Annotated in this window: 27 protein-coding genes; 18 read left to right on the forward strand and 9 right to left on the reverse strand. The window is 68.6% G+C overall.

Features of this window, described 5'->3' with window-relative positions; genetic code table 11:
* Positions 1-105 precede the first annotated feature (105 nt).
* Genes ACZYYX_RS01745 through ACZYYX_RS01755 form a run of 3 tightly spaced genes read left to right on the forward strand, consistent with a single transcriptional unit; the run spans position 106 to position 2,959 of the window.
* On the forward strand, positions 106-876 hold the full coding sequence (locus ACZYYX_RS01745; RefSeq protein WP_463812676.1) for a DUF2470 domain-containing protein: 771 nt from the start codon (positions 106-108) through the stop codon (positions 874-876).
* 46 nt (positions 877-922) lie between these two features.
* Positions 923-1,681, forward strand: coding sequence for a CPBP family intramembrane glutamic endopeptidase (locus ACZYYX_RS01750; protein WP_463812677.1), 759 nt, complete (start codon positions 923-925; stop codon positions 1,679-1,681).
* A gap of 9 nt (positions 1,682-1,690) precedes the next feature.
* Positions 1,691-2,959, forward strand: coding sequence for an LCP family protein (locus tag ACZYYX_RS01755; protein ID WP_463812678.1), 1,269 nt, complete (start codon positions 1,691-1,693; stop codon positions 2,957-2,959).
* Positions 2,960-2,964: 5 nt separating this feature from the next.
* Here the strand turns inward: ACZYYX_RS01755 and ACZYYX_RS01760 are convergent, their stop codons facing one another.
* Genes ACZYYX_RS01760 through ACZYYX_RS01770 form a run of 3 tightly spaced genes read right to left on the reverse strand, consistent with a single transcriptional unit; the run spans position 2,965 to position 5,216 of the window.
* On the reverse strand, positions 2,965-3,786 hold the full coding sequence (locus ACZYYX_RS01760) for a glycerophosphodiester phosphodiesterase (protein ID WP_463812679.1): 822 nt from the start codon (positions 3,784-3,786) through the stop codon (positions 2,965-2,967).
* Positions 3,787-3,790: 4 nt separating this feature from the next.
* Entirely contained in the window at positions 3,791-4,807 is a 1,017-nt protein-coding gene (locus ACZYYX_RS01765; protein WP_463812680.1) for a DUF4328 domain-containing protein, read from the reverse strand.
* A gap of 58 nt (positions 4,808-4,865) precedes the next feature.
* Entirely contained in the window at positions 4,866-5,216 is a 351-nt protein-coding gene (locus ACZYYX_RS01770; protein WP_463812681.1) for a rhodanese-like domain-containing protein, read from the reverse strand.
* A gap of 384 nt (positions 5,217-5,600) precedes the next feature.
* On the opposite strand from ACZYYX_RS01770, the gene ACZYYX_RS01775 reads away from it, so the two are divergent.
* The gene (locus ACZYYX_RS01775) at positions 5,601-5,759 is read left to right on the forward strand and encodes a hypothetical protein (protein WP_463812682.1); all 159 of its coding nucleotides are present in this window, start codon (positions 5,601-5,603) and stop codon (positions 5,757-5,759) included.
* Between the two features lies 1 nt (position 5,760).
* Here ACZYYX_RS01775 and ACZYYX_RS01780 read toward each other — a convergent pair whose 3' ends face one another.
* Positions 5,761-6,108, reverse strand: a complete 348-nt coding sequence (locus ACZYYX_RS01780) for a S24/S26 family peptidase (protein WP_463812683.1) — start codon at positions 6,106-6,108, stop codon at positions 5,761-5,763.
* A gap of 23 nt (positions 6,109-6,131) precedes the next feature.
* Between ACZYYX_RS01780 and sodN the strand changes: the two genes are divergently transcribed.
* From sodN to ACZYYX_RS01795, 3 genes are all read left to right on the forward strand, one after another.
* Positions 6,132-6,566: a superoxide dismutase, Ni gene (gene sodN, locus ACZYYX_RS01785; protein WP_335332737.1), complete on the forward strand. Its 435-nt coding sequence runs from the start codon at positions 6,132-6,134 to the stop codon at positions 6,564-6,566.
* Between the two features lie 169 nt (positions 6,567-6,735).
* Positions 6,736-7,269: a peptidase gene (locus ACZYYX_RS01790; RefSeq protein ID WP_463812684.1), complete on the forward strand. Its 534-nt coding sequence runs from the start codon at positions 6,736-6,738 to the stop codon at positions 7,267-7,269.
* Between the two features lie 460 nt (positions 7,270-7,729).
* Positions 7,730-8,128, forward strand: a complete 399-nt coding sequence (locus tag ACZYYX_RS01795) for a helix-turn-helix domain-containing protein (protein ID WP_046363341.1) — start codon at positions 7,730-7,732, stop codon at positions 8,126-8,128.
* A gap of 6 nt (positions 8,129-8,134) precedes the next feature.
* Here the strand turns inward: ACZYYX_RS01795 and ACZYYX_RS01800 are convergent, their stop codons facing one another.
* The 3 genes from ACZYYX_RS01800 to ACZYYX_RS01810 all read right to left on the reverse strand — a co-directional run bounded on the left by ACZYYX_RS01800 (position 8,135) and on the right by ACZYYX_RS01810 (position 10,892).
* Positions 8,135-9,292, reverse strand: a complete 1,158-nt coding sequence (locus tag ACZYYX_RS01800) for a hypothetical protein (RefSeq protein WP_463812685.1) — start codon at positions 9,290-9,292, stop codon at positions 8,135-8,137.
* Positions 9,289-9,780, reverse strand: coding sequence for an ImmA/IrrE family metallo-endopeptidase (locus ACZYYX_RS01805; protein WP_463812686.1), 492 nt, complete (start codon positions 9,778-9,780; stop codon positions 9,289-9,291). The genes ACZYYX_RS01800 and ACZYYX_RS01805 overlap by 4 nt, the downstream gene beginning before the upstream one ends.
* A gap of 92 nt (positions 9,781-9,872) precedes the next feature.
* The gene (locus ACZYYX_RS01810; protein ID WP_463812687.1) at positions 9,873-10,892 is read right to left on the reverse strand and encodes a hypothetical protein; all 1,020 of its coding nucleotides are present in this window, start codon (positions 10,890-10,892) and stop codon (positions 9,873-9,875) included.
* Positions 10,893-10,981: 89 nt separating this feature from the next.
* Between ACZYYX_RS01810 and ACZYYX_RS01815 the strand changes: the two genes are divergently transcribed.
* From ACZYYX_RS01815 to rraA, 7 genes are all read left to right on the forward strand, one after another.
* Positions 10,982-11,638 carry a DUF6474 family protein gene (locus ACZYYX_RS01815; protein WP_463812688.1) on the forward strand — a complete coding sequence of 219 codons (657 nt, stop codon included), beginning with the start codon at positions 10,982-10,984 and terminating at the stop codon, positions 11,636-11,638.
* Between the two features lie 5 nt (positions 11,639-11,643).
* The gene (locus ACZYYX_RS01820; RefSeq protein WP_463812689.1) at positions 11,644-12,162 is read left to right on the forward strand and encodes a hypothetical protein; all 519 of its coding nucleotides are present in this window, start codon (positions 11,644-11,646) and stop codon (positions 12,160-12,162) included.
* A 41-nt stretch (positions 12,163-12,203) separates the two neighbouring features.
* Positions 12,204-12,797 carry a copper resistance CopC family protein gene (locus tag ACZYYX_RS01825; protein WP_463812690.1) on the forward strand — a complete coding sequence of 198 codons (594 nt, stop codon included), beginning with the start codon at positions 12,204-12,206 and terminating at the stop codon, positions 12,795-12,797.
* Positions 12,794-13,717 carry a CopD family protein gene (locus tag ACZYYX_RS01830; protein ID WP_463812691.1) on the forward strand — a complete coding sequence of 308 codons (924 nt, stop codon included), beginning with the start codon at positions 12,794-12,796 and terminating at the stop codon, positions 13,715-13,717. The genes ACZYYX_RS01825 and ACZYYX_RS01830 overlap by 4 nt, the downstream gene beginning before the upstream one ends.
* 76 nt (positions 13,718-13,793) lie before the next feature.
* Complete coding sequence (locus tag ACZYYX_RS01835; RefSeq protein ID WP_463812692.1) at positions 13,794-14,231, forward strand: hypothetical protein; 438 nt, start codon at positions 13,794-13,796, stop codon at positions 14,229-14,231.
* Positions 14,232-14,279: 48 nt separating this feature from the next.
* Positions 14,280-15,026, forward strand: coding sequence for a MerR family transcriptional regulator (locus ACZYYX_RS01840; RefSeq protein WP_463812693.1), 747 nt, complete (start codon positions 14,280-14,282; stop codon positions 15,024-15,026).
* A gap of 7 nt (positions 15,027-15,033) precedes the next feature.
* Positions 15,034-15,519 (forward strand): ribonuclease E activity regulator RraA, encoded by a 486-nt coding sequence (gene rraA / locus ACZYYX_RS01845; RefSeq protein ID WP_463812694.1) that lies wholly within the window; start codon positions 15,034-15,036, stop codon positions 15,517-15,519.
* Here rraA and ACZYYX_RS01850 read toward each other — a convergent pair whose 3' ends face one another.
* A complete protein-coding gene (locus tag ACZYYX_RS01850) occupies positions 15,520-16,995 on the reverse strand; it encodes a flavin-containing monooxygenase (RefSeq protein WP_463812695.1) in 1,476 nt (491 codons plus the stop codon). It lies immediately after the preceding gene.
* Positions 16,996-17,071: 76 nt separating this feature from the next.
* Between ACZYYX_RS01850 and ACZYYX_RS01855 the strand changes: the two genes are divergently transcribed.
* Both ACZYYX_RS01855 and dinB read left to right on the forward strand, forming a co-directional pair.
* Complete coding sequence (locus tag ACZYYX_RS01855) at positions 17,072-17,713, forward strand: TetR/AcrR family transcriptional regulator (protein ID WP_463812696.1); 642 nt, start codon at positions 17,072-17,074, stop codon at positions 17,711-17,713.
* A gap of 29 nt (positions 17,714-17,742) precedes the next feature.
* Positions 17,743-18,957, forward strand: a complete 1,215-nt coding sequence (gene dinB, locus ACZYYX_RS01860; protein ID WP_463812697.1) for a DNA polymerase IV — start codon at positions 17,743-17,745, stop codon at positions 18,955-18,957.
* Positions 18,958-18,960: 3 nt separating this feature from the next.
* On the opposite strand, the gene ACZYYX_RS01865 is transcribed toward dinB, so the two are convergent.
* Positions 18,961-19,965 carry a PHP domain-containing protein gene (locus tag ACZYYX_RS01865; protein ID WP_463812698.1) on the reverse strand — a complete coding sequence of 335 codons (1,005 nt, stop codon included), beginning with the start codon at positions 19,963-19,965 and terminating at the stop codon, positions 18,961-18,963.
* 91 nt (positions 19,966-20,056) lie between these two features.
* On the opposite strand from ACZYYX_RS01865, the gene ACZYYX_RS01870 reads away from it, so the two are divergent.
* On the forward strand, positions 20,057-21,205 hold the full coding sequence (locus ACZYYX_RS01870; protein ID WP_463812699.1) for an EspA/EspE family type VII secretion system effector: 1,149 nt from the start codon (positions 20,057-20,059) through the stop codon (positions 21,203-21,205).
* Positions 21,192-21,515 (forward strand): ESX-1 secretion-associated protein, encoded by a 324-nt coding sequence (locus tag ACZYYX_RS01875; protein ID WP_463812700.1) that lies wholly within the window; start codon positions 21,192-21,194, stop codon positions 21,513-21,515. Before ACZYYX_RS01870 ends, ACZYYX_RS01875 begins: the two co-directional genes overlap by 14 nt.
* The last annotated feature ends 44 nt before the right edge of the window (positions 21,516-21,559 follow it).

Below are 21,559 nucleotides of genomic sequence, written 5' to 3' on the forward strand. Positions count from 1 at the left end.
GGGTCAGCCTATCGGGTGGGCGCAGTTGTCCTGGTCGACGACGGAACGCCTTGCGAGATCTGCCTGACTTGATTAAGTTAGCCTCACCTTACTTTGGGAGGCGGGATGACTGTGCAGGCACCGACGACGGCTGAGCGGATTCGCAGCGCGTGTGCGCGCGCAACCGGCGCGATGGTCGCCACCGACGGGATCGACCCGACTCCCACCCCGGTGGTCCACCTGCTCTGCGACGGGTCGGTCGCCCTGACCGTCCCCGCCGCGAGCGCGCTCACCGCGACCGTCGCCGCGGCCGGTGCCGCCGGCGTCCAGGCAGTGCTCGAACTGACCGATTACGCACCGCTGCCGCTGCGTGAACCCGTCCGCTCGCTGGTCTGGATCCAGGGCCGGCTGTGGACCGTTCCGGACCGCGAGGTGCCCGCGCTGCTCGATCTGATCGCCGCGTCCAACCCCCACCCCGCTCTGCTGGAAGTCAACAGCGACGAGGCGCAGGACGAGCTGATGCGCCTCGAGATCGAGTCCGTGGTCGCCGCGGACTCGACCGGCGCCGAATCGATCTCGGTCGCGAGTCTGCTCGGCGCACTTCCCGACCCGTTCTGCGCGATGGAGTCCGCCTGGCTGCAGCATCTGGAGGCCGAGCACCGCGACGTCGTCGACCGGCTGGCGAGCCGGCTGCCCGGCACGCTGCGCAACTGCCACGTGCGTCCGCTCGGACTCGACCGCTACGGCGTCGCGCTGCGTGTGGAGTCCGCCGACGGTGACCACGACGTGCGGCTGCCGTTCCCGCAGCCGGTCGACGACGTGACGGGGCTGAGCCGGGCGATCCGGATCCTGATGGGGTGCCCGTTCCTCAACGGGTTGCGCGCCCGCCGCGTCTGACGCGCGCCCGGATCGAAAGGCCCGGCGCACCGCTACCGTAGCTGCGGTGAGCGAACCGCCGACCGATGCGCAGCGGCGCGCCCTGCGCATCGAGATCGCGGTGGTCCTGGCCGTCACCTTCGGGCTCAGCGGCTACACCGCGCTTCTGCGCCTGATCGAAGCGGTCCTGCTGGGACTGTCCGGGCAGACGGTGGCACTCAACCCGCGCCGGTCGCCGTTCAGCCTGATCGACCTCGGCCTCAACCTCGCCGGACTGTTCCAGCTGCTGGCCTGGGGCGGTCTCGCGCTGTACCTGCTCTGGCGCGCCGGCGACAGCCCCGCACGCATCGGATTGGCCCGATTCCGTTGGCGCACAGACTTTCTCCGCGGCGTCGGACTGGCCCTGATGATCGGGATTCCCGGGCTGGCGCTCTACCAGCTCGCTCGTGTCCTCGGCGTCAACGCCTCGGTCGAACCCGCCGAACTCAACGACACCTGGTGGCGCATACCGGTGCTCCTGCTGTTGTCGTTCGGCAACGGGTGGGCCGAGGAGGTGGTCGTCGTCGGCTTCCTGCTGACCCGGTTGCGTCAGCTGCAGGTCAACCCGTGGGTCGCGCTCGCGCTGTCGAGCCTGCTGCGCGGGGTCTACCACCTCTACCAGGGCTTCGGCGCGGGACTGGGCAACGTCGCGATGGGCCTGGTGTTCGGCTATGCGTGGCAACGCACCGGCCGGCTGTGGCCACTGATCGTGGCGCACACGCTGATCGACGCGGTGGCCTTCGTCGGGTATTCGTTGCTGGCCGGTCGATTGACCTGGCTGCAGTAGGTTCTTGCTGTGAACGACGAGCGGCCGCCCGTCCCCCGGCCGGCGCCACCGCCCCCGCCGCGTGGTTATCCGCCGCGGCGGGAGCCGCCGCCACAGCTGCGACGCGACCCGCGCTACCGTCCGCCGGCACCCCCGGCGCAGGCCGTTCCGCCGCCCCCGCCGCGCCGACCCCCCGCGCCCCCTCCGGTCCCGCCGCGCCGACCCCCGGCTCCGCCGCCCGCCCAGGTGCGCAGACCCCCGCCAGCCGCGCGCCCACCAGCCGCGCACCCGCCGGCCCTGCCCGTCCCGCCCCAGCGCCGCACCCCGCGACGCCGCAGACACTGGCTGCGTCTCATCCCGATCGTGCTGCTGGTGGCAGTGCTGGCGATGATCGGCGCCGGCGCCTGGATCGACACCACGCTGCGACACGTCCCCGCACTGGCCGACTACGCCGACCGACCCGCCCAGGGCGCCGGAACCACCTGGCTCCTCGTGGGTTCCGACAGCCGGTCGGACCTGACGCCCGAGCAGCAGGCCGAGCTCGCGACCGGCGGCGATCTGGGCTTCGGCGGCTCCGCGCGCACCGACACGATTCTGCTGGTCCATCTGCCCGGGCTCGGGTCGAGCACCCCGGCGACGATGGTGTCGATTCCCCGCGACTCCTACGTGCCGATCCCGGGATACGACAGCGACAAGATCAACGCTGCGTTCTCCCTCGGAGGCCCCGCGCTGCTCACCCAGACCGTCGAAGAGGCGACCGGGCTGCGCATCGACCACTACGCGGAGATCGGCTTCGGCGGGTTCGCGGGCCTCGTCGACGCGGTCGGCGGCGTCACCGTCTGCCCACCGGAACCGATCAACGATCCGCTGGCCGGCATCGATCTGCCCGCCGGCTGCCAGCACGTGGACGGGCAGCAGGCGCTCGGCTTCGTCCGCAGCCGCGCCACCCCGCGCGCCGATCTCGACCGGATGGTCAACCAGCGGGCCTTCATGTCCACACTGATGCATCGCGCGGTGAGCCCGTCGGTGCTGCTGAACCCGCTTCGCTGGTACCCCATGACCACCGCAGCCGCTGACACCGTCACCGTCGCCGACGGCGACCACGTGTGGGATCTCGCGCGGCTGGGCTGGGCGTTGCGCGGCGACATGCAGACCATCACGGTGCCGATCGGCGAGTTCACCGAGAACGGCTCCGGCTCGATCGTCGTGTGGGACAGCGACGCCGCACAGCAGCTCTTCTCGGCACTGGCGTCGGATGCGCCCATTCCGCAGGACGTGCTCGACGCCGCGAATCCCTGAGCGGGCTAGTCCCGACCCGCGCCCTTGAGTCCGTTCTGCAGCCAGTCCTTGGTACGCCCGGGATGGTTGGTTGCGATCCAGGCCACCCCGAGATCGCGGCAGTACTGCACGTCCTCGTAGTGATCGACGGTCCAGCAGTACAGAGCGCGGCCCTGCGCCGCGGCGCGATCCACCAGCTCCGGATGCTCACGCAGCGTCGCGATCGACGGCCCGACCGCGGTCGCGCCGACCGTCGTCGCCGCGCTGCCCCCGAGGAATCGTGACGTCTCGCCCAGCAGCACCGTGGGCAACAGCGGCGCCGCCCGCCGGATCCGCCACACCGCGGCAGCGGAGAACGACATGACCACCGCCCGGGAGAGATCCGCCGATGCGGGTGAGGCGATGCCGTACCGGTGCAGAAGCGCCAGCACCTTGCTCTCCACCAGCGCGCCGTACCGGACCGGATGCTTGGTCTCGATGAACATCTTCACGGGCCGGTTCCAGTCCAGGACGAGCGCCACCAGATCGTCGAGGGTGAGCAGACCGGTGTCGCCCTGACTGCCGTCGGACCGCCAACTGGGATGCCAGGAGCCGTAGTCCAGCTCTCGAAGCTGCGCCAACGTCATCTCGCTGACCAGGCCGTTGCCGGTGGAGGTGCGATCCAGCCGGCGGTCGTGCACGCAGACCAGATGCCCGTCGCGGGTCAACCGCACATCGCATTCCACCGCGTCGGCGCCCTCATCGAGCGCCCGCTCGTAGGCGGTCCTGGTGTGTTCGGGCAGATCGGCTGAAGCTCCGCGGTGAGCCACCACGAAGGGGTGGCCGTCGGACGTCCCGCCGGAGTTCATATCGCTATGCTGCCGGGTTCTGCCCTTCGGGCTCAACCGCACGCGCCTGATCGTCAGCGGAATCTTTGCCCGACGGCGCGTCGACCATCAGCCACCGCTTCGACGGTCGTTCCACCGGCTGGCGTTCGAAGCCGAGGTACACCTGGAGCGCCAGGAGCAGAGCCCCCGCCGCGAACAGATACGCCACGATCGTGGTGACCGTGTTGTCGGCAATGCCCTGCGGGTCGGTGGTGAAGCTGGTCGCGATGGAGAACACCGACACCGCGGTGCTGGCCGCCCACACCACCCACCACACCGAGATGGGCCGTCGCAGCCAGTTTTCTCGGCCTTCGACCTGCGCCAGCTCGATCACGAACACCGGCGCCCAGAACAAGTTCACCAGCGGCACCAGGCAGCACACCCGCAGCATCCAGGCCGGTCGGGGATCCTCGTGTCCGTGATGGGCGTAGGCGGCGGCCCGGCGGGCCACCAGCCACTGCGTGAGCATCAGTGCGCTGGCCACTGTGGTGAACAGGGCCACCACGCTCACCGCCACCCCGCCCCAGGTGGCGATGCCGGCGACCCACGGGTTGAGCAGCACCGTGCGGTTGACGATGAGCAGCACATACCGGATCAGGTGCACGAATGCGGCGGCGGCGAGCACAGCGGCCGTGGTCACCAGCGTCATCTGCACTGCGGTCAGGGACGGACCGGTGCGCACCGGCGTCTCTTCGGCCGGGGCGTCGAAGTGCTCGACGAGACCCCACCGCGGGATGACCGAGTATCGGGGCGTGGGGCCGAGGTCGCGGCGGGGGCGGCGCGGCGGGGGCGGCGCGCCCGGCCGCACGGCCACCCACTTGAATCCAGCAGGCAGACCGGGGGTGGGCCGCCGCTGGGTGGGCACAGCATCTCGTCGGCCCCACTCCGGCGCGGGCGCCGCGCTCCCGGGGGCGAGCAACGTGCCACGACACCGCGGGCACCACACCCGCTGCCGGTCGCGCACGTTCCACCGCGTCCCGCACTGGGAGCACACCTGGATCATTCGGCCAGCTTAATGTCGTCCCCCGGCAGGCGGCTCAGACGCGGGCTCAGACCCGAGCTCAGACACTGCCCGGCTGACCGTCATCGGTCACCACCGGCCTACCGGCCCCGGCCCACGCCGACATCCCGCCGCTGACGTTGACCGGCTCGAACCCGTTGCGTGCGAGGTAGTCGGCAACGCGCTGGGATCGTCCACCGGCGTGACAGATGACGTACAGCTCGGCGTCGGCCGGGATCTCGGCCATCCGGGCCGGCACCTCGCCCATCGGGATGTGCCGCGCGCCCGGCGCATGCCCGAGCTGCCACTCGTCGTCCTCGCGGACATCGAGCAGCACGGGCCCCTCCGACGACGAGTCGAATTCGGCCGGTATCTCGGCGATGCCTACTTGCCTCACCCCGGTGTGGTCCATGTGGCCATGCTGACACGAGCCCGCGGTCCGGCACCACCGCATCCGGGCTGCAGCGAAACTCGACTCGGCGGCCACCTATCCACAGTTTCCACAGGTTCATCCACAGGCTGTGTGGGCAGTTGCCAGCGCTCTCTCGGTGCGTTGTGGATGATCACGCCGCGACACGCACCGAGAATTCACAGCCAATCGACAGTCCAGGAAACGAACAGAGCGAAATGTCTCGGCTGCCTAACGATTTGGTGTGCGCACCCGCAGCCGGGAGGCCGATTTTTCCGAGTAGGACAAATGAGGTTATGATCGCGATCACATGGTTTGTCTGTGACAGAAGTCACTGGGGTGTGCACGTGGGGGAGGCAGCATCAACGTGCAGGTGAGGAGCATCTGATGGCGCGATCTTCCACGGGGCCGGGCTCGACTTTTCCGCCGTCGGAGTGGCAGTCGTCGTCGCGCGCATATACCCGCAGTCAGTTGATGTCATTACTACGGGCCGGCGTGATCGCACTGGTGCTGCTCGCCGTCCTGGCGCTGATCGTCCTGTTCTGAATCACGTCCTCCGGCGCACGGTCCACAGCACGCGGTAGCTGCGGTCTGCCCGCACCCACCCGAACGTTCTTGAGTCGACCACCCCCGGCGCGTTCGCGTTGTCCGACACCGCCTCGAACACCAGACCTGTCGCGTCGCGGCGCACCCGGCCCACCCGCTTGACCAGATAGCGCGACGACCGCGACGGGTCCGGGAACACCCGCAACTGGCCGGCCCGCAGACGCCCACACCGCATCGCGAGCAGGCCGTCACCGGGGTTCACAGTGGGCTTCATCGAGTCCTCGACCACCAGGAATCGGCGCACCGGCGGACCGTGTGGAAATACCGGCCGTCCGTGGTTAGGCCTCATGATCTTGAGGGTAAGTTAAAGCCATGCTGCATCGACTCTTTGACTCCGTGTTCTCCAATGCCACTCCTGCCCACGCTCACTGCGATCTGTACTGCGGCGTCTACGACCCCGCGCAGGCCAAGATCGAGGCGCTGTCGTGCCTGAAAACCATTCAGAAGTACCACGATTCGGATGACGACCACTTCAAAGCCCGCGCGATCATCATCAAGGAGCGCCAGGCCGAAGAGGTCAAGCACCACCTGATGGTCCTGTGGGCCGACTTCTTCACCAAGGACCACTTCGAGCAGTTCCCCAACCTCCACCAGTTGTTCTGGGACGGCGTTCACGGCGCAGGCGACGTCAAGAAGTCGCTCGACGCCGCGGTTGCCGAGAAGCTGCTGAAGACCATCGACGAGATCGCCGACATCTTCTGGCAGACCGACAAGGGCAAGCAGATGGGCGTCTACCCGCCTGCGTAAGCCTTTCGCACAGTCCTCCACCGGCCCGGTCCTCGTCGACCGGGCCGGTTTGTGTCTGGGGTGTATCGATCGGCCGTGTCCGCTTGCGCGGTTGCCGCAGCCTGCCGCATCCTGAGCGGATCGACCCACAGACGTGTCTGGCTGTTGCTCACCGATGCCGGGAGGCGAGATGGATTTCGGGTCCGGTCGGGCGATCGAGATCGCACCGTTTCATTCGCGGGGGTCCTTGAAGGGCTTCGTCGTCTCCGGGCGGTGGCCTGACTCGACCAAAGAGTGGGCCCAGCTGTTGATGGTCGCGGTGCGGGTGGCGTCGCTTCCGGGTCTTCTGTCCACGACGACGATCTTCGGGGCGCGGGAGGAGCTGCCCGACGAGCCGGCACCGGGGACGGTGGGGCTCGTCCTGGCCGAGGGCACGGTGGTCGGCGATTCCGCGGTGGCACCCGGACATTTCGCGGAACGCCAGCCGCCCGCCCTGTTGATGCTCCATCCCCCGTCGGAGACCACCCCGTCGTTACCTGAGTGCACCGGGGCTGCGTCGGGATGTGTCCTCCTGCCCGGGCTGCCCCACTTGGGTCTCGAGCATCGGGCCGCCTGGGTGGAGGCCGAGTCCGACGGTACGGTCACCTCGATGGTGAGTCGCGTGGGCGTCGATCCGATCAGCCACCCCGATACCGCGATTCTGGCGATGCTCCTGGCCGCCTGACCGGTCGGAAAGTCTTCTCGCCCGCTGCCATTGGCTACTGACACCGTCACGGCGCACGTGAGCGCGCGGATTTAGCAAGTTTGCGCATCACCGGGTGCGCAGCGCGGCCCCCGATCCGGTTCACACCGCCGCCGTCCGACCGTCCAGCAAATTTCCGTCTGTTCGCGTTGCGCGTGGCGGGTGGTTGCCGGCCACATCCGCAACGGCCACAGACTCCTCGGTTCTGGGAAAGCCGCACGTATGCTGGCTACGGTGGCGTTATTATTTGCCTAGCTGCACTATGCCCCGCCCGTGGCAGATGCCCCGTCTACGCCGTTCACACCAGTAGCGGCAGCCAGCGACGTAAGCCGTGGTTCACATTTCTGTGGTTTGCACTTGGTTGTGGACACATCTGTCGCTACGATGATCAGCAAATCCACCGCCCTTGGACAACGCTCGTCAGTATGTGGAGGTCAATCCGATGAGCAATACGTTTGCCGCTCGCCTGAACCGCTTGTTCGACACCGTCTACCCGCCCGGACGTGGTCCGCACACCTCTGCGGAGGTGATCGCCGCACTCAAGGCCGAGGGCGTCACCATGTCTGCCCCGTACCTGTCGCAGCTGCGTTCTGGCAACCGAACCAATCCGTCCGTCGCCACGATGGCCGCGCTTGCCAACTTCTTCCGGATCAAGCCCGCGTACTTCACCGACGACGAGTACTACGAGAAGCTCGACAAGGAGCTGACCCTGCTCGCCGGAATGCGTGACGAGGGTGTTCGCCGCATCGCCGCCCGCACGGTCGGTTTGTCCGCCGAGGCGAAGCAGGACATCGTCCAGAAGGTCGACGAGCTGCGGCGCAAAGAGAACCTCGACGTTTAGCCTTCCTCACTCCTGCGGGGTCGACCGGCGAAGACGCGCCTGGGATCCCCCGGAGTCGAGAGTTCGGTATTGACGGGCGATTTCCAGGATCCACTCGCGGTCGGAGTAGCTCGCCGGCTGCCGCAGCCAGGACAGACCTGGAAAGTCCTGCCGCTCGGCGATCCACGCCGCGACGGCGGTGGCCTGCTCTACCGGCGTCGCATCCGGTGGCGGCAACTCCGCGAGTTCGTCGTCACTGTCGGGGTCAGCAGGCTCGGCGGCCGCCGAGCCTGCGTCGACCGGGCGCAGCGCTCCTGCCGCAGCGGTCGCTTCCAGGAACAGCGCGTCCGAGATCAGGGACATGCGCTCGGCAACGCGGAACACCAGGGGGCCGCGCGGACGTACCCCGATGCCGACGTCGGGGTGACGTCGACCGAGTTCGGCCAGGATCGGCCCGATGATGCGAAGCTCGCGGCGCGCCCCGAACCAATCCTCCAGGCTGGGCAGCAGCGAACCCGCCGCCACGATCAGCATGGCAGCGCCGAGCAGCGTGGCTGCCGCACCCACTCCGACTGCGGCGCTGGTGCCGACCGCCCGCAGGAGGAAGAACGCCAAGGCCGCGACGATCAGCGCGATGCCGACGGTGAACACGAACAACGCACGCCCGCGGCGGGTCCGGTTGCTGTGCCGCAGCCCCGCCCAGGCGACCAGACTCAGCGCCAACATCACGTAGAGCAGCGGCAACAGCCACGGCAGCGAAGCGCCGTCGCCGCTGAGGCTGCGGCGCAGGTACTCCTGCGGAGCCATTTCGGTGCCACGGCCTGCGGCGAAGAACACCAAGAGGCTTGCCACCGCGATCGCCGCAGCGACCCCGTACTGCACCATGGCGATCTTCTTCGCCGCCGTGGGTGATCGATTGCTCGAGACCGTGGTGATCATCACGCAGCTTCCCGCGGCGCAGGCGATCAACGCCACCTGGCTGAAACCCATCGCGATGTTGGGCCAGTGCAGAAGCGTGTCGATCAGCAGCGCCAACGGCTGCCAGTTGAGCGCGGCGACCACACCGAGGCTGCCCAGAGCCAGGATCATGGAGGTGCTGACCAGCGACTGCTTGTTGACCAGCGCCCATCCGATGCGAAGTCCGGTTGCCAATCCCAGGAGACCGGCGATGACCCAGACGATCAACCAAACGCCTCTCCGAGACGCACCTGGACGATGGACGACCGGTCCGACGGCAACCGCCCCAGCCGGTAGATCAGCAGCGCGGCGAAGTCCTCAGCCTCCTGCTCGGCGTCCTCACCCGCGGGACCCATGCACCCGGTGCGCTGATTGAGCATGTACCCGATCAGTTCCGAGCTGGCGACCTCGGTGTTGTCCCGGGCCGCCTGCGTGACGTGGATGCCCTCATGACCGAGGACGAGGTGGCCGAGTTCGTGGGCAAGGGTGCGATCCCATGCGGGAAGCCCCTGCTGGATCAGGAACACGTCGTGATCGGCGTACTGCCGCCACTGGCCGCAGACACCCGGCGGAAGTTCTGCCGTGGTCAGTTCGATGGTGCGGCCCCGGTGCTCGCTGACCGCCTGGACCAGACGCGGCAGGGTGATCTCACCGCGTCGCGGGGCGAGATCGAGCACCTCCCCCACCGCACGGGTGACTCGCCGGCTCGCAGGCATCGCTTCCCCCTTTCGACCCTCTTCGACCCTTCGGACCCCACTCCGACAGCTTTACTATGCGCCGCTTACCCCCTGCCGGCACGCATATCGTCTCAGTTCATGAACCGCGCTGTGCCGCGAGCCCGGACCACCTGGCCTGCCTTGGCCTGGCGGTACCCCAGTACGCCGCCGGCTGCGGTCAGTATCACGATGCCTGCGACACCGGGCAACGCGAGCGCCGCCAGCTGCGATGTGCCTGCGGTGCGCAGGGTTTCGCCGTAACCCACCCGGATCGGCGCCGGTGGAGGCGAGCCGGCGAGGATGTTCTCCACGGGCTCGATCGGCCGGGCCGGTTGCGGTTCCGGTGCGGCGCGAGGCGGCGCGGCAGGTGCCGGAAGGGCCTCGACGGGGCGCGGAGCGGCTACGGCCGGTCCAGCTACGGCGGCCGGTCCAACTGCGGCGGCCGGTCCAACTGCGGCGCCTGGCGCGAACACGGGCAGCACCGGCAGCGTGATCGGTGCGCCTGCTCCCGCGGCAGGCAGGCCGGCGCCGGGCACGACGTCGAGGACGTCGGGGTCCAGGGGCAGCTCGACGGGTGGCCGCGTCTGGGGTGCACCGACACCCGGGGTGCCGATTCCGCCGGGGCGGGGCGCGACCACGGGCCGGTCGCTGACGCCGCCGTGACTCTCCGGCGGCGTCGGGGCCGGGATCCCGGGTGGCTCCGGATCATCGGGAGGCCACGGCCAGCCCGGTCCGCAGTCCTTCCCGCCGTCGTCGCAGCAGGGTCCGTCGGAGTCCCGGTCCACGTCCTGTACACCTCGGTGAGCACGGCGCCACGTCGTGCCGATCCCGCGACGGGCCGACGGTTCGTCGGCCGTCGGAGGAGGAGTCACTCGGGGCGGGTCCGCGGTGGGTTCGCCCGAGGTGGCGGGCCGCATCGTGTCGGCGGGGGCCGTGTCGGCGGATGTCGCGTCGGCGGGTGCCGCGGACGCTGTCGCCCCGACCCCACCGATCCACAGCCCGCCTACGGTCAGGCCGGCTGCCACGGCTCTGCGCGCTCGCGCACCCACGTCGTCACCACCTTCGCGGACGTCGGGCGGAAGATGGGCCCGGGTGAGGGTCGATTCTCCCACACCGGTCCCGGCCCTCCAGGCGGTTGATCACCGGGGGCGAACGATAGTGTGGGTCAGCGCCGACAATGACAGTGGAGAGGGCCCCAGGGATGAGTCTGTTCAAGCGACGTAAGTCCCGCGCCACTCGGCGAGCCGAGCGACGGGCGATCAAGACCAAGGCCAAGCTGGAGGCCAAGCTCTCGGCCAAGAACGAGGTGCGACGCTTCAAGGCCGAGCAGAAGGCCACGGCGAAGGCGCTGCGGGCGCAGTTGCGCGCCCAGCGGGACAGCGATCGCGCCGCGCTGAAGGTCGCCGAAACTCAGCTGAAGGCTGCTCGTGAGGGAAAGCTGTTCACCCCCACCAAGATTCGCCGGGCGTTGACGGTGTCTCGCCTGCTGGCGCCGGTCGTCATCCCGCTCGTGTACCGCGCGTCGATCTCGGCCAGAGGGCTGATCGACGAGCGTCGCGCCGATCGCCTCGGCATCCCCGTCAGCCAGCTCGGGCAGTTCTCGGGCCACGGGGCTGAGCTGTCCGCGCGGATCGCGGGAGCCGAGCACTCGTTGCGCCAGCTGACCGAGAAGAAGCCGAAGGACGCGGAAACCAAACAGTTCGCGGCCGCCATCAGCGAACGCCTCACCGATCTGGCGGCCGCGGTCACGGCCGCCGAGACCATGCCGCCCGCTCGCCGTAAGCCGGCGCACGCGGCGATCGCCCAGCAGCTCGACGGTATCGACGCCGATCTGTTGGCGCGCCTCGGCGTGGCCTGAGCGTCTTGTCCGACGCGACCGTCCGGCACCTGGTCCTGCTGCGTGGTGCAGCTGCGGGTCTGGTGACGGCGGCGCTGTCGCTGGCCGCCCACGCCTCCGGCGGTGGGCATCTCGCCGTCGGACCAGCCGTGATCGGCCTGCTGCTCGTCGGGGTGACCGTCGGTGCCGCGGCGGTGGCGACGTCCCGCGCCGACGGTGTTGCCGCGATGGCCCTGCTGCTGACGGTGGGGCAGGTCGCCGGCCACGCCGTGCTCGCGGTCAGTCATCCCCACGCGGCAGCTGCACCGTCCGGGGCGATGGTGGCCGCGCATGTGGGCGCGGTTGCCCTGGGCGCGCTGCTGATCACCACCGGGGAGCGGCTGTGCCGTGTGCTCGCGCGCGTGATGCGACGCGCGACGGCCCCGGCATGCGCGACGGCGTTCGCGGCGCCGGCACGGGTTCTCACCCCCGGTGACCAGCCGCTGTTCGCTGAGCTCCTGCTCGCCACGTCGATGTCGCATCGGGGTCCGCCCGTCGCGGGCTGACCCCGACCCCGACAGATTCGACACAGGAAGCAGACAACCGAATGAATGCAGTTCATCGTGGGCGGCCCCGGCGTGCCCACCTTCTCGCGGTCGGAGCGACGGCGTTGGCCCTCGTCCTGACCGCACTGATCAGTGCCGGTCCGGCATGGGCGCACGCTGCCCGCCTCGCCGGCGACCCCGCCGACAACGCCGTACTGCCCCAGGCGCCCACCAGGGTCAGCGCGACGTTCAACGAGACGATGCAACCCGAGTTCGCCGCGATGACGGTGGTCGGTCCGGACGGCGCCCAATGGGGCGAGGGGACCCCGACCGTCGACGGCGCAGTGATCAGCATCGGGGTCCGTCCCGGCGGGCCCGCGGGCACCTACACCGTCAACTACCGCGCGACATCGGCTGACGGTCACGTCGTGACCGGTTCGTGGCCCTTCCAGGTCACCACTGGTGCCACCGAGGCTTCGGCCACTCCGACGCCGTCCGGGGCTTCTGGGGCGTCGGGGGCCTCGCCGGCACCGGCCACCACGCAGGCCGCGCCCGCTTCTCCGTCCCCGGCGGGGCTGCCCGCGTGGCCGTTCGCGGTCGGCGCGGTCGCCGTCGTGGCCGCGGGTGCGGTGTGGGCGGTCCGCCGCAGGTCATGACGCACGGCCGGGCGGTGGCGGGCGGTCTGCTCGTCACCGCCGCGGCGTGCGTCCTGGCTTGGGCGCTGGCGTTCCCGGGGGCGTCGCTGTCGGCTGCGCTGGTCCGTGCACTGGCCGACGGTGCCGCGGTGGTGACCGTGGGGTTGACCGTCGTTCCCGCACTCGACGGTCCGCGCTACCGCGATGAGCTTCTGCGCCGCGCCACCGTGCCTCTGCTGGCCTCCTCGGCGGTGTGGGTGGCGGCAGAAGTCGTGCGGCTCGTCGTGGCGACGGCAGAGGCCGCGGGCCGCAGCCTCGCCGGTGTCGGCCTTCACACCGTGTGGGACTTCACCGTGCACACCGCACCTGGGCGGGCCGCTGGAGTGACGATCGCCGCCGCCGTGGCGGTCGTGCTCGCGGCGGGGTTCGCGCCCAGGAGCGAGGCGGTGGCAGCCGCCACCGCGGGGGTGGCGGCGATCGGTGTGGTGGGCCATCCGTTGACGGGCCATCTCGGCGAGGACGCGGTGGGCGGTATCGCCGTCGCTGTGCATTCGCTCTCGGCCGCGCTCTGGTGCGGGGTGCTCGCCGCGCTGGTGCTGACCGTGTCGCATCGCGGGCAATGGGCGCGGGTGTTGCCGCGGTTCTCCGCGCTGTCGCTGGCCAGCGTCGCCGTCCTGCTCGTCGGTGGCGTGATCGCGGGTCTGGCGGAGCTTCAGACGCCCATGCACCTCCTCACCACCGGATGGGGCCGTGTGCTGTGCGCCAAGCTGGTGCTCACAGCGGTCCTCCTGGCGCTGGCCTGGCGTAACCGCGCATCCTGGTTGCCCGATGCGCGTGCTCACCGCTCCAGTGCCGAGCTGTCGCGCACCCGCGCCTACACCGAGCTGGGGTTGATGGCGGTGACGCTGGCCGCGGCGGCGACGCTGGCGGTGACCGGCTGACACGGCAGTGGGTCGCCCTGGCCCACCTGGCATGATGAATTGACGCGCACGCCTGGACAGTCGAAGGAGCGGTGACATGGAGCAGTCGGATCGGCCCGAAGACCGGTCGGAAGCTGCGTCCCCCGGCAGTGATCCCGCGGCGGTTCCCGCCAAGAAGACGCCTGCCAAGAAGGCACCCGCCAAAAAGGCTCCCGCCAAGAAGGTCCCGGCGAAGAAGGTGGCGGCCAAGAAGGCGCCCGCCAAGAAAGCACCTGCCAAAAAAGCTCCGGCGACGAAGGCATCCGCGACGAAGGTCACTCCCCCGCAGAGTGCGGAAGAACTGGCTGAGGCCGCCAAAGAGGTTGCTGCCCAGGCGAAGTCGACAGTCGCCACGGCGAGCTCGGCGGCCACCGCTCCGGTACCCGCCGCTCGGGAGGAGTCGCGGTCGGCGCGGCTACCGCTCGCGGCCGCGGCCGTCACCGGCATCCTCGCTCTCGTCGTGGTACTACTCGCCGCACGGCGTAATCAGGACTGACGCCTCGGACTTGACTCTGACGCGACGTCAGGGTCGATAGTGGCGTCCATGACAGCCACACACTCCGTCGGCGTCGTCGCCGCGTTGACCGGCGTCTCGGTGCGCACGCTGCACCACTACGACCACATCGGTCTGGTCGTGCCCAGCACGCGCACCGCCGCTGGCTACCGCAACTACACCGACGCCGACATCGAACGCCTGCACATTGTGCTGGTGTACCGATCCGCCGGCTTACCCCTGGACGAGATCCGTTCGGTCCTCGACGATCCCGACACCGACATCCGCGCCGTGCTAGCCCATCAGCACGCCCTGTTGACCGCCCAGGCGAGCAGGCTCGCCGACACCATCACTGCAGTGGAGAACCTCATGGCAGCGCACCGACAAGGAATCCAGCTCACCGCCGAAGAACAGGTCGAGATCTTCGGAAGCACCGCATTCGGCGACGAGTACGCCGCCGAAGCCGAAGAGCGGTGGGGAGACACCGACGCGTGGAGACAATCACAGCAACGGGTTTCGTCGTTCACCAAGCGGGACTGGATCGCGGTCAAGGCCGACAGCGACGCGCTGCTGGCCGACCTCGCCGCCGCGAAGCGCGACGGCGTGGCGCCGAACTCGCCGAGGGCACGCGAACTACGAGCCCGCCATCGCACGTCGATCGACCAGTTCTACGACTGCAGCGACGAGATGCAGGTCTGCCTCGCCCAGATGTACATCGCCGACGAGCGGTTCACCCGCTACTACGACGACGTCGAGCCGGGACTTGCGCAGTTCCTGCACGACATCATCACGGCATAATGGCGCGGTGACTGTCACCCCTCGCCCCACCGCTGACCTGGTCGACGAGATCGGCCCCGACGTGCGTAGCTGCGATCTGCAGATGCGCCAGTTCGGCGGGCGCACCGAGTTCGCCGGCCCGATCACCACGGTGCGCTGCTTTCAGGACAATGCGCTGCTGAAGTCGGTCCTCTCGGAGCCCGGCAATGGTGGAGTGCTCGTCATCGACGGCGCCGGGTCCGTACACACCGCCCTGGTGGGCGACGTGATCGCCGAGCTCGGCCGGGCCAGCGGCTGGTCCGGCCTGATCATCAACGGGGCGGTACGCGACGCCTCGACGTTGCGCACTCTCGACATCGGCATCAAGGCGTTGGGTACCAATCCGCGCAAGAGCACCAAGACCGGCGAGGGTGTGCGCAACGAGGCGGTCGAGTTCGGCGGAGTGGTGTTCACCCCGGGCGACATCGCCCACAGCGACGACGACGGGATCGTCGTCATCGCGGCGACCGATTGATCACGCCGAAGTCGGCACCCCTGCAGGGTGTTTCGTGAACTCCAGGGCCTCGTCGTCGACCTTGCCACGGCGAATCAGCTGCAGATCGAGGAGGTAGTTCTGCTTGAGCCGCCACGGGGTGCGCGAGCCTGATTTGGGCAGGTAGTCCAGCGCCCGCAACACATACCCCGGCGTGAAGTCCATCAGAGGCGCCTCGTCGACACTGCCGCCGGGATGCCTGGGTTCCACGGTGTCGTATCCCTTGTCTTTCATGTAATTGATGACCCGACAGAAGAACTCGGACACCAGATCGGCCTTAAGCGTCCACGACGCGTTGGTGTAGCCGATCGTGAACGCCATGTTGGGCATGTTCGTCAGCAACATGCCCTTGTAGGCCATCGACTCGTTGAGCACCAGGGGCTCGCAGTTGCGGGAGATCGTCGCGCCGCCGAACAGCTGGAGGTTCAATCCTGTTGCCGTGACGATGATGTCAGCGTCGAGATGCTTTCCCGAGGACAGTGCGATACCCGTCTCGGTGAAGCGCTCGATGGTGTCGGTCACGATGTCGGCCTTGCCCGCGCGGATCGTCTTGAACAGATCGCCGTTGGGCGCCAGGCATACTCTCTCGTCCCACGGGTTGTAACGCGGGTTGAAGTGCTTGTCGACGTCGAAGCCCTCGGGTAGGCGGTGGCGGGCCATCGTCAGGAGCTGCTTGCGGAAGAAGTCGGGGAAGCGGCGGGCGATCTGGTACTGCGCGGACTGGGCCAGGATGCTCTTCCACCGGTTCAGTACGTACGCGACCTTGGCGGGCAGGCGCTTGTTGGTCGCGACGGTGAAGGGGTCGACGTCGGGGAGCGCGGCGATGAAGGTCGGCGACCGCTGCAGCATGGTCAGATGACCGGCACCTGAATTGGCAAGGGCGGGAATCAACGTGACAGCGGTGGCGCCGCTGCCGATCACGACGATGCGCTTCCCGGCGTAGTCGAGGTCAGTGGGCCAGTGCTGCGGGTGCACGATCGGTCCGGTGAAGTCGTCGGCGCCGGCGAAGTCCGGGGCGTAGCCCTGGTCGTAGTTGTAGTAGCCACTGCAGGCCATGAGGTAGCGGGCGGAGATCTCGACCTGTTCGCCGTCGCGGTCAACGGTCACCGTCCAGCGGTTCTCGTCGTCGGACCAATCGGCGTTGGTGACGTTGTGCCCGTACCGGATGTGCTTGTCGATCCCGAATTCGGCGACGGTCTCCTTCAGGTAGGCCATGATCGACGGGCCGTCGGCGATGGCCTTGTTCGATGTCCACGGTTTGAAGCGGAATCCGAGCGTGAACATGTCCGAATCGGAACGGATTCCGGGGTACTGGAACAGGTCCCAGGTGCCACCCAGGTGGGCTCGCCGCTCGAGGATGACGTAACTGGTGCCGGGGCAGCGATCCTGCACGTGCCACGCGGCGCTGATGCCGGAGATTCCGGCTCCCACGATGACGACGTCGACGAACTCGGTCATGAAGGCAAGCTATCAACGCCGCGTCGAGACAGTCAACAGTGCGTCGATATTATCAACAGGGTGTAAAGTGCAGGAAGTGTCCACCACCAGCCATGCGCGTGCCGGCCGCGGCCGGCGCAGTTCGCGCCCGTCGGGTGACGACCGAGAGCTCGCGATCCTGGAGACCGCCGAGCGCCTGCTGGAGCACCGCCCGCTGGCCGAGATCTCCGTCGACGACCTCGCCAAGGGCGCCGGGATCTCACGGCCCACGTTCTACTTCTACTTCCCCTCCAAGGACGCTGTCCTGCTGACGCTGCTCGAGCGCGTCATCGCCGAGGCCGATGCCGCGCTGGCCGAGTCGATAGCGACCCGGCCCGCCGATCGCCGGGCATTCTGGCGCCGCGGTATCGATGTGTTCGTGAGCACCTTCGGCGCTCACCGCGCGGTGTGCGCCGCGACGGTCGGTGTCCGCACCACGGACTCGGCGGCGCGCGAGATGTGGGCGCGGTCGATGCAGCGCTGGATCGACCATTCGGCGACGGTGATCGAGGCGGAACGGGCCGCCGGCGCAGCGCCGGTGACGGTGCCCGCGATCGAGCTGGCGACCGCGCTGAACCTGATGAACGAGTCGGTCATGGCGGCGACATTTGCCGGCCAGCAGCCCGCGATCCCCGATCACCGCGTGCTCGACAACCTCGAGCACATCTGGACCACCAGCATCTACGGCGACTCGGCCTAGCTTTTCGTGTCGGCCCTTGATGCGAACATGTGTTCGTGTCCGGGGAAGCCAGCATCCTCCACGCTGATCTCGACTCGTTCTACGCGTCGGTCGAGCAGCGGGACAATCCTGCGTTGCGCGGTCAGCCGGTGATCGTGGGCGCCGGGGTGGTGTTGGCGGCCAGTTACGAAGCCAAGGCGTTCGGTGTGCGGACCGCGATGGGCGGCCGGCAGGCCCGGGCGCTGTGTCCGCAGGCCATCGTGGTGCCGCCGCGTATGTCCGCATATTCGAAGGCCAGCGAGGCCGTGTTCGAGGTGTTCCGGGACACGACACCGGCTGTCGAGCCACTCTCGATCGACGAGGCGTTCCTCGACGTGTCCGGGTTGCGCCGGGTGTCCGGCACTCCGGTACAGGTCGGCGCCAGACTGCGGGAGCGGGTGCGTGACGAGGTCGGGTTGCCGATCACCGTCGGGATCGCGCGCACCAAGTTCCTCGCGAAGGTGGCCAGCCAGGAGGCCAAACCCGATGGTCTGCTGCTGGTGCCGCCCGACCGTGAGCTCGCCTTCCTCCACCCGCTGCCGGTGCGGCGGCTGTGGGGCGTGGGTGCCAAGACCGCGGCCAAGCTTCGCGAGCACGGGATCGAGACGGTGTCGGATGTCGCTGAGCTGAACGAGGCCACACTGCGGTCGATGGTCGGCGGCGCGATGGGTCGTCAACTGTTCGCGCTGGCTCACAATCAAGACCGCCGTCGGGTGGTGACGGGGCAGCGGCGCCGCTCAGTGGGAGCCCAGCGCGCGCTCGGCCGGGCCGGCAACACGATGTCGCCGGCGGAGGTGGACGCGGTCATCGTCAACCTGATCGACCGGATCACGCGGCGCATGCGCGCCGCCGACCGGACGGGACGCACCATAGTGCTGCGCCTGCGGTTCGACGACTTCACCCGTGTCACCCGCTCCCACACCCTGCCTCGAGCCACGGCGTCGACGGACGCGATCCTGCAGGCGGCGCGGGCTCTGGTGGCGGGCGCGGCACCGCTGATCGCCGAGCGGGGTCTGACGTTGGTGGGGTTCGCGGTCTGCAACATCGACCGCGACGGTGCGCAGCAGATGGAGCTGCCGTTCTCGCACTCCGCCCTCGCCGCGGACAGTACGAGCATCGACGCGGCGATCGACCGGGTGAGGGGTCGTTACGGCAACGCGGCGGTCATGCGGGGAGTGCTGGTCGGCAAGGACACGGGATGGGAGATGCCGATGCTGCCCGATTGACGCTCACGAGCGGGTCCATTCCAGCAGAGTGTCCGCGTCCCACGTGTTGACGATGCGGTCGGCGGCCAGGCCGGCGTCGAGTGCGCGTTGGGCGCCGTAGCCCAGGAAGTCGAGCTGGCCGGGTGCGTGGGAGTCGGTGTCGATGGAGAACACGCAGCCGATCTCCATCGCAAGGGTGAGCAGTCGGGTGGGCGGATCGCGGCGCTCCGGTCGCGAGTTGATCTCGACAGCGGTGCCGGCGTCCCGGCACGCCGTGAACACGGCGTCGGCGTCGAAGGTGCTCTCGGGGCGCATCCCCCGCCCGCCGGTGACCAGCCGGCCGGTGCAGTGCCCGAGGATGTCGGCGTGCGGGTTGGTGACGGCCTTGATCATCCGACGCGTCATCGCGGGAGCATCCATCGCGAGCTTGGAGTGCACGCTCGCCACGACGACGTCGAGCCGCTCGAGAAGCTCGGGCTCCTGATCGAGTGAACCGTCTTCGAGGACGTCGACCTCGATACCGGTGAGAATGCGCATGGGAGCGACACTTTCGCGGAGCTCGTCGATGACGTCGAGCTGATGGCGCAGTCGGTCGGGTGAGAGACCGTTGGCGATCTTGAGGCGCGGCGAGTGGTCGGTCAGCGCGCAGTACTCGTGCCCGAGATCGCGGGCGGCCAGCATCATCTCCTCGATGGGCGCCGAGCCGTCGGACCAGTTCGAGTGCACGTGCAGGTCGCCCCGCAGCGCGACACGGATCTCACCGCCGCCGAGATCCTGGGCGGACTCGCGCAACTCGACCAGCACGTCGGGCTCCTGCCCGGCCCAGGCCTGGGCGATGACCTTGGCGGTCTTGGGTCCGATCCGCGGGAGCGATTGCCAGCTGTTCGCGGCGCCGTGCTTCTCACGCTGGGCGTCGGTGAGCGCCTCGACGACGTCGGCGGCGTTGCGGTAGGCCATCACTCGGCGCGGATCGTCGCGGGCGCGGTCCTTGTAGTAGGCGATCTGGCGCAGGGCGGTGACCGGATCCATGCCTTCAGTGTGCCCGCAGGGCAGGGCAGAAATTCCTGTCAAGACCCCTCTTGGCCGGTTGTTAGTGTTTTCTGCGACGGACGGGGGTGTCGTGGGGCTGTTCGAGGATCTCTTCCAGATCGGCGACGGGATACGCAGCGGTGCGATGGACGCACCGAGTTTCGTCGTCAACCTGCTCAGCGGTGATGTGCACGGCGCGACCACCAACGGCCGCAATCTCATCGGCGACGTCGTCGGCGTTCTCGACGGTGTCGAGGGACTGGGGGTCAGCCTGGGCGAGATCCCCCGGCGATACCTGGGGCCGGCCGCGAAGCTCGCCGACTCGAAGATCCTGTCCGCCGCGCAACTGGCCATCGAGGGCCAGAAGGCACTGACCGGCTCCGGCGACCCGGACGAGGGCAACGGCTATCGGGAGTCCGCACGCCGGCTCGAGGACACCGTCGAGACGCTCATCGATGCCGCGCCCAAGGACGATCGGTGGGATGGCGCGGCGGCGGAGACCTACCGGAACACGAATGCGGAACATCGACGTGTGACGTCCGATGCCAGTGTCGCGGACAAAGCGATCGGTGACGTGATCGCAACGCAGGCGGGCCAGGTGCGTCGTACACGGCAGACCTTGGACGAAGCGTCTCAGAGCTTGTACGACTTCGGACTCGCAACATCGTGGATGAACTTCATCCCGGGTATGGCTGCTGCAAAGGCGGCGGCAGATCTCGCCAGCGCTAGCGCTGCTCTGGCCACCACTCAAAGCGCGTTAGCGATTCTGATCAGAAACTCGGTGGAGAACGCAGGGCGGATCGAGCGTATCCACGGCGAGTACACGGAGTCCGTCAAGTCCATGAGCGAGGAAGACAGCGCGGCAGCCCCTACACCTGAGCTTGCGGGACCCTGCGGAACCTTTGTCGAACAAAACGAGGACCTCGCGAAACTGCCTCGACGAATCCGCGAGCCGGGCACTTATGAAATACCCGATACCGAGCCCAAATGGGGTCCTCCCGCAACACCTTACGGTCTAGTTCCGCGCGCTCCCTCGGTCACGCCAAATCTCTCCGGTCCCCCTTCGCTCCCCGAGCAGAAGCGGTCTGCCGCTCATGCGACTGCGCGGACCACCCCTCACATTCTTCGCAGCCCTTCACCCGGGGGAGCGACAGGTGGCCAATCCCCGACGGTCGGCCCCGCGCCGCTAACCAGAGTCGAAGACGAGAATGAAAAGGCAGCAACCCGTGACCAACCCTGAGATCAACGTGCATGTCGTGACCGACCACATCCGCCAGTTGGCTGATACGCAGTCTCGGGCAGCTGACCAGTTCACGGGGGCGAACCGCGCAATAGCCGGTGTCTCGGACCGGGTCCGTGAGACCCACGGACTCATCTGCGCGATGACAAGCACCGCGCTGTCCGATGTCGACCAGACGCGAGTGTCGCTGGGACAGCGATTGTTCGCACGATCCACGGAGCTGTCGGCCAAACTCACTACGGCGGCATCCAACTACGAGAATGCCGACTACCTCGCCGGCCGGGACATCGGCAGTGAATGCCGCTGGTAACGAGGTGAATTCCCCACGCAAGCGAACACCGCCGCGGTGGGCCA

It is taken from the genome of Mycobacterium sp. IDUB_1 (assembly GCF_055419625.1).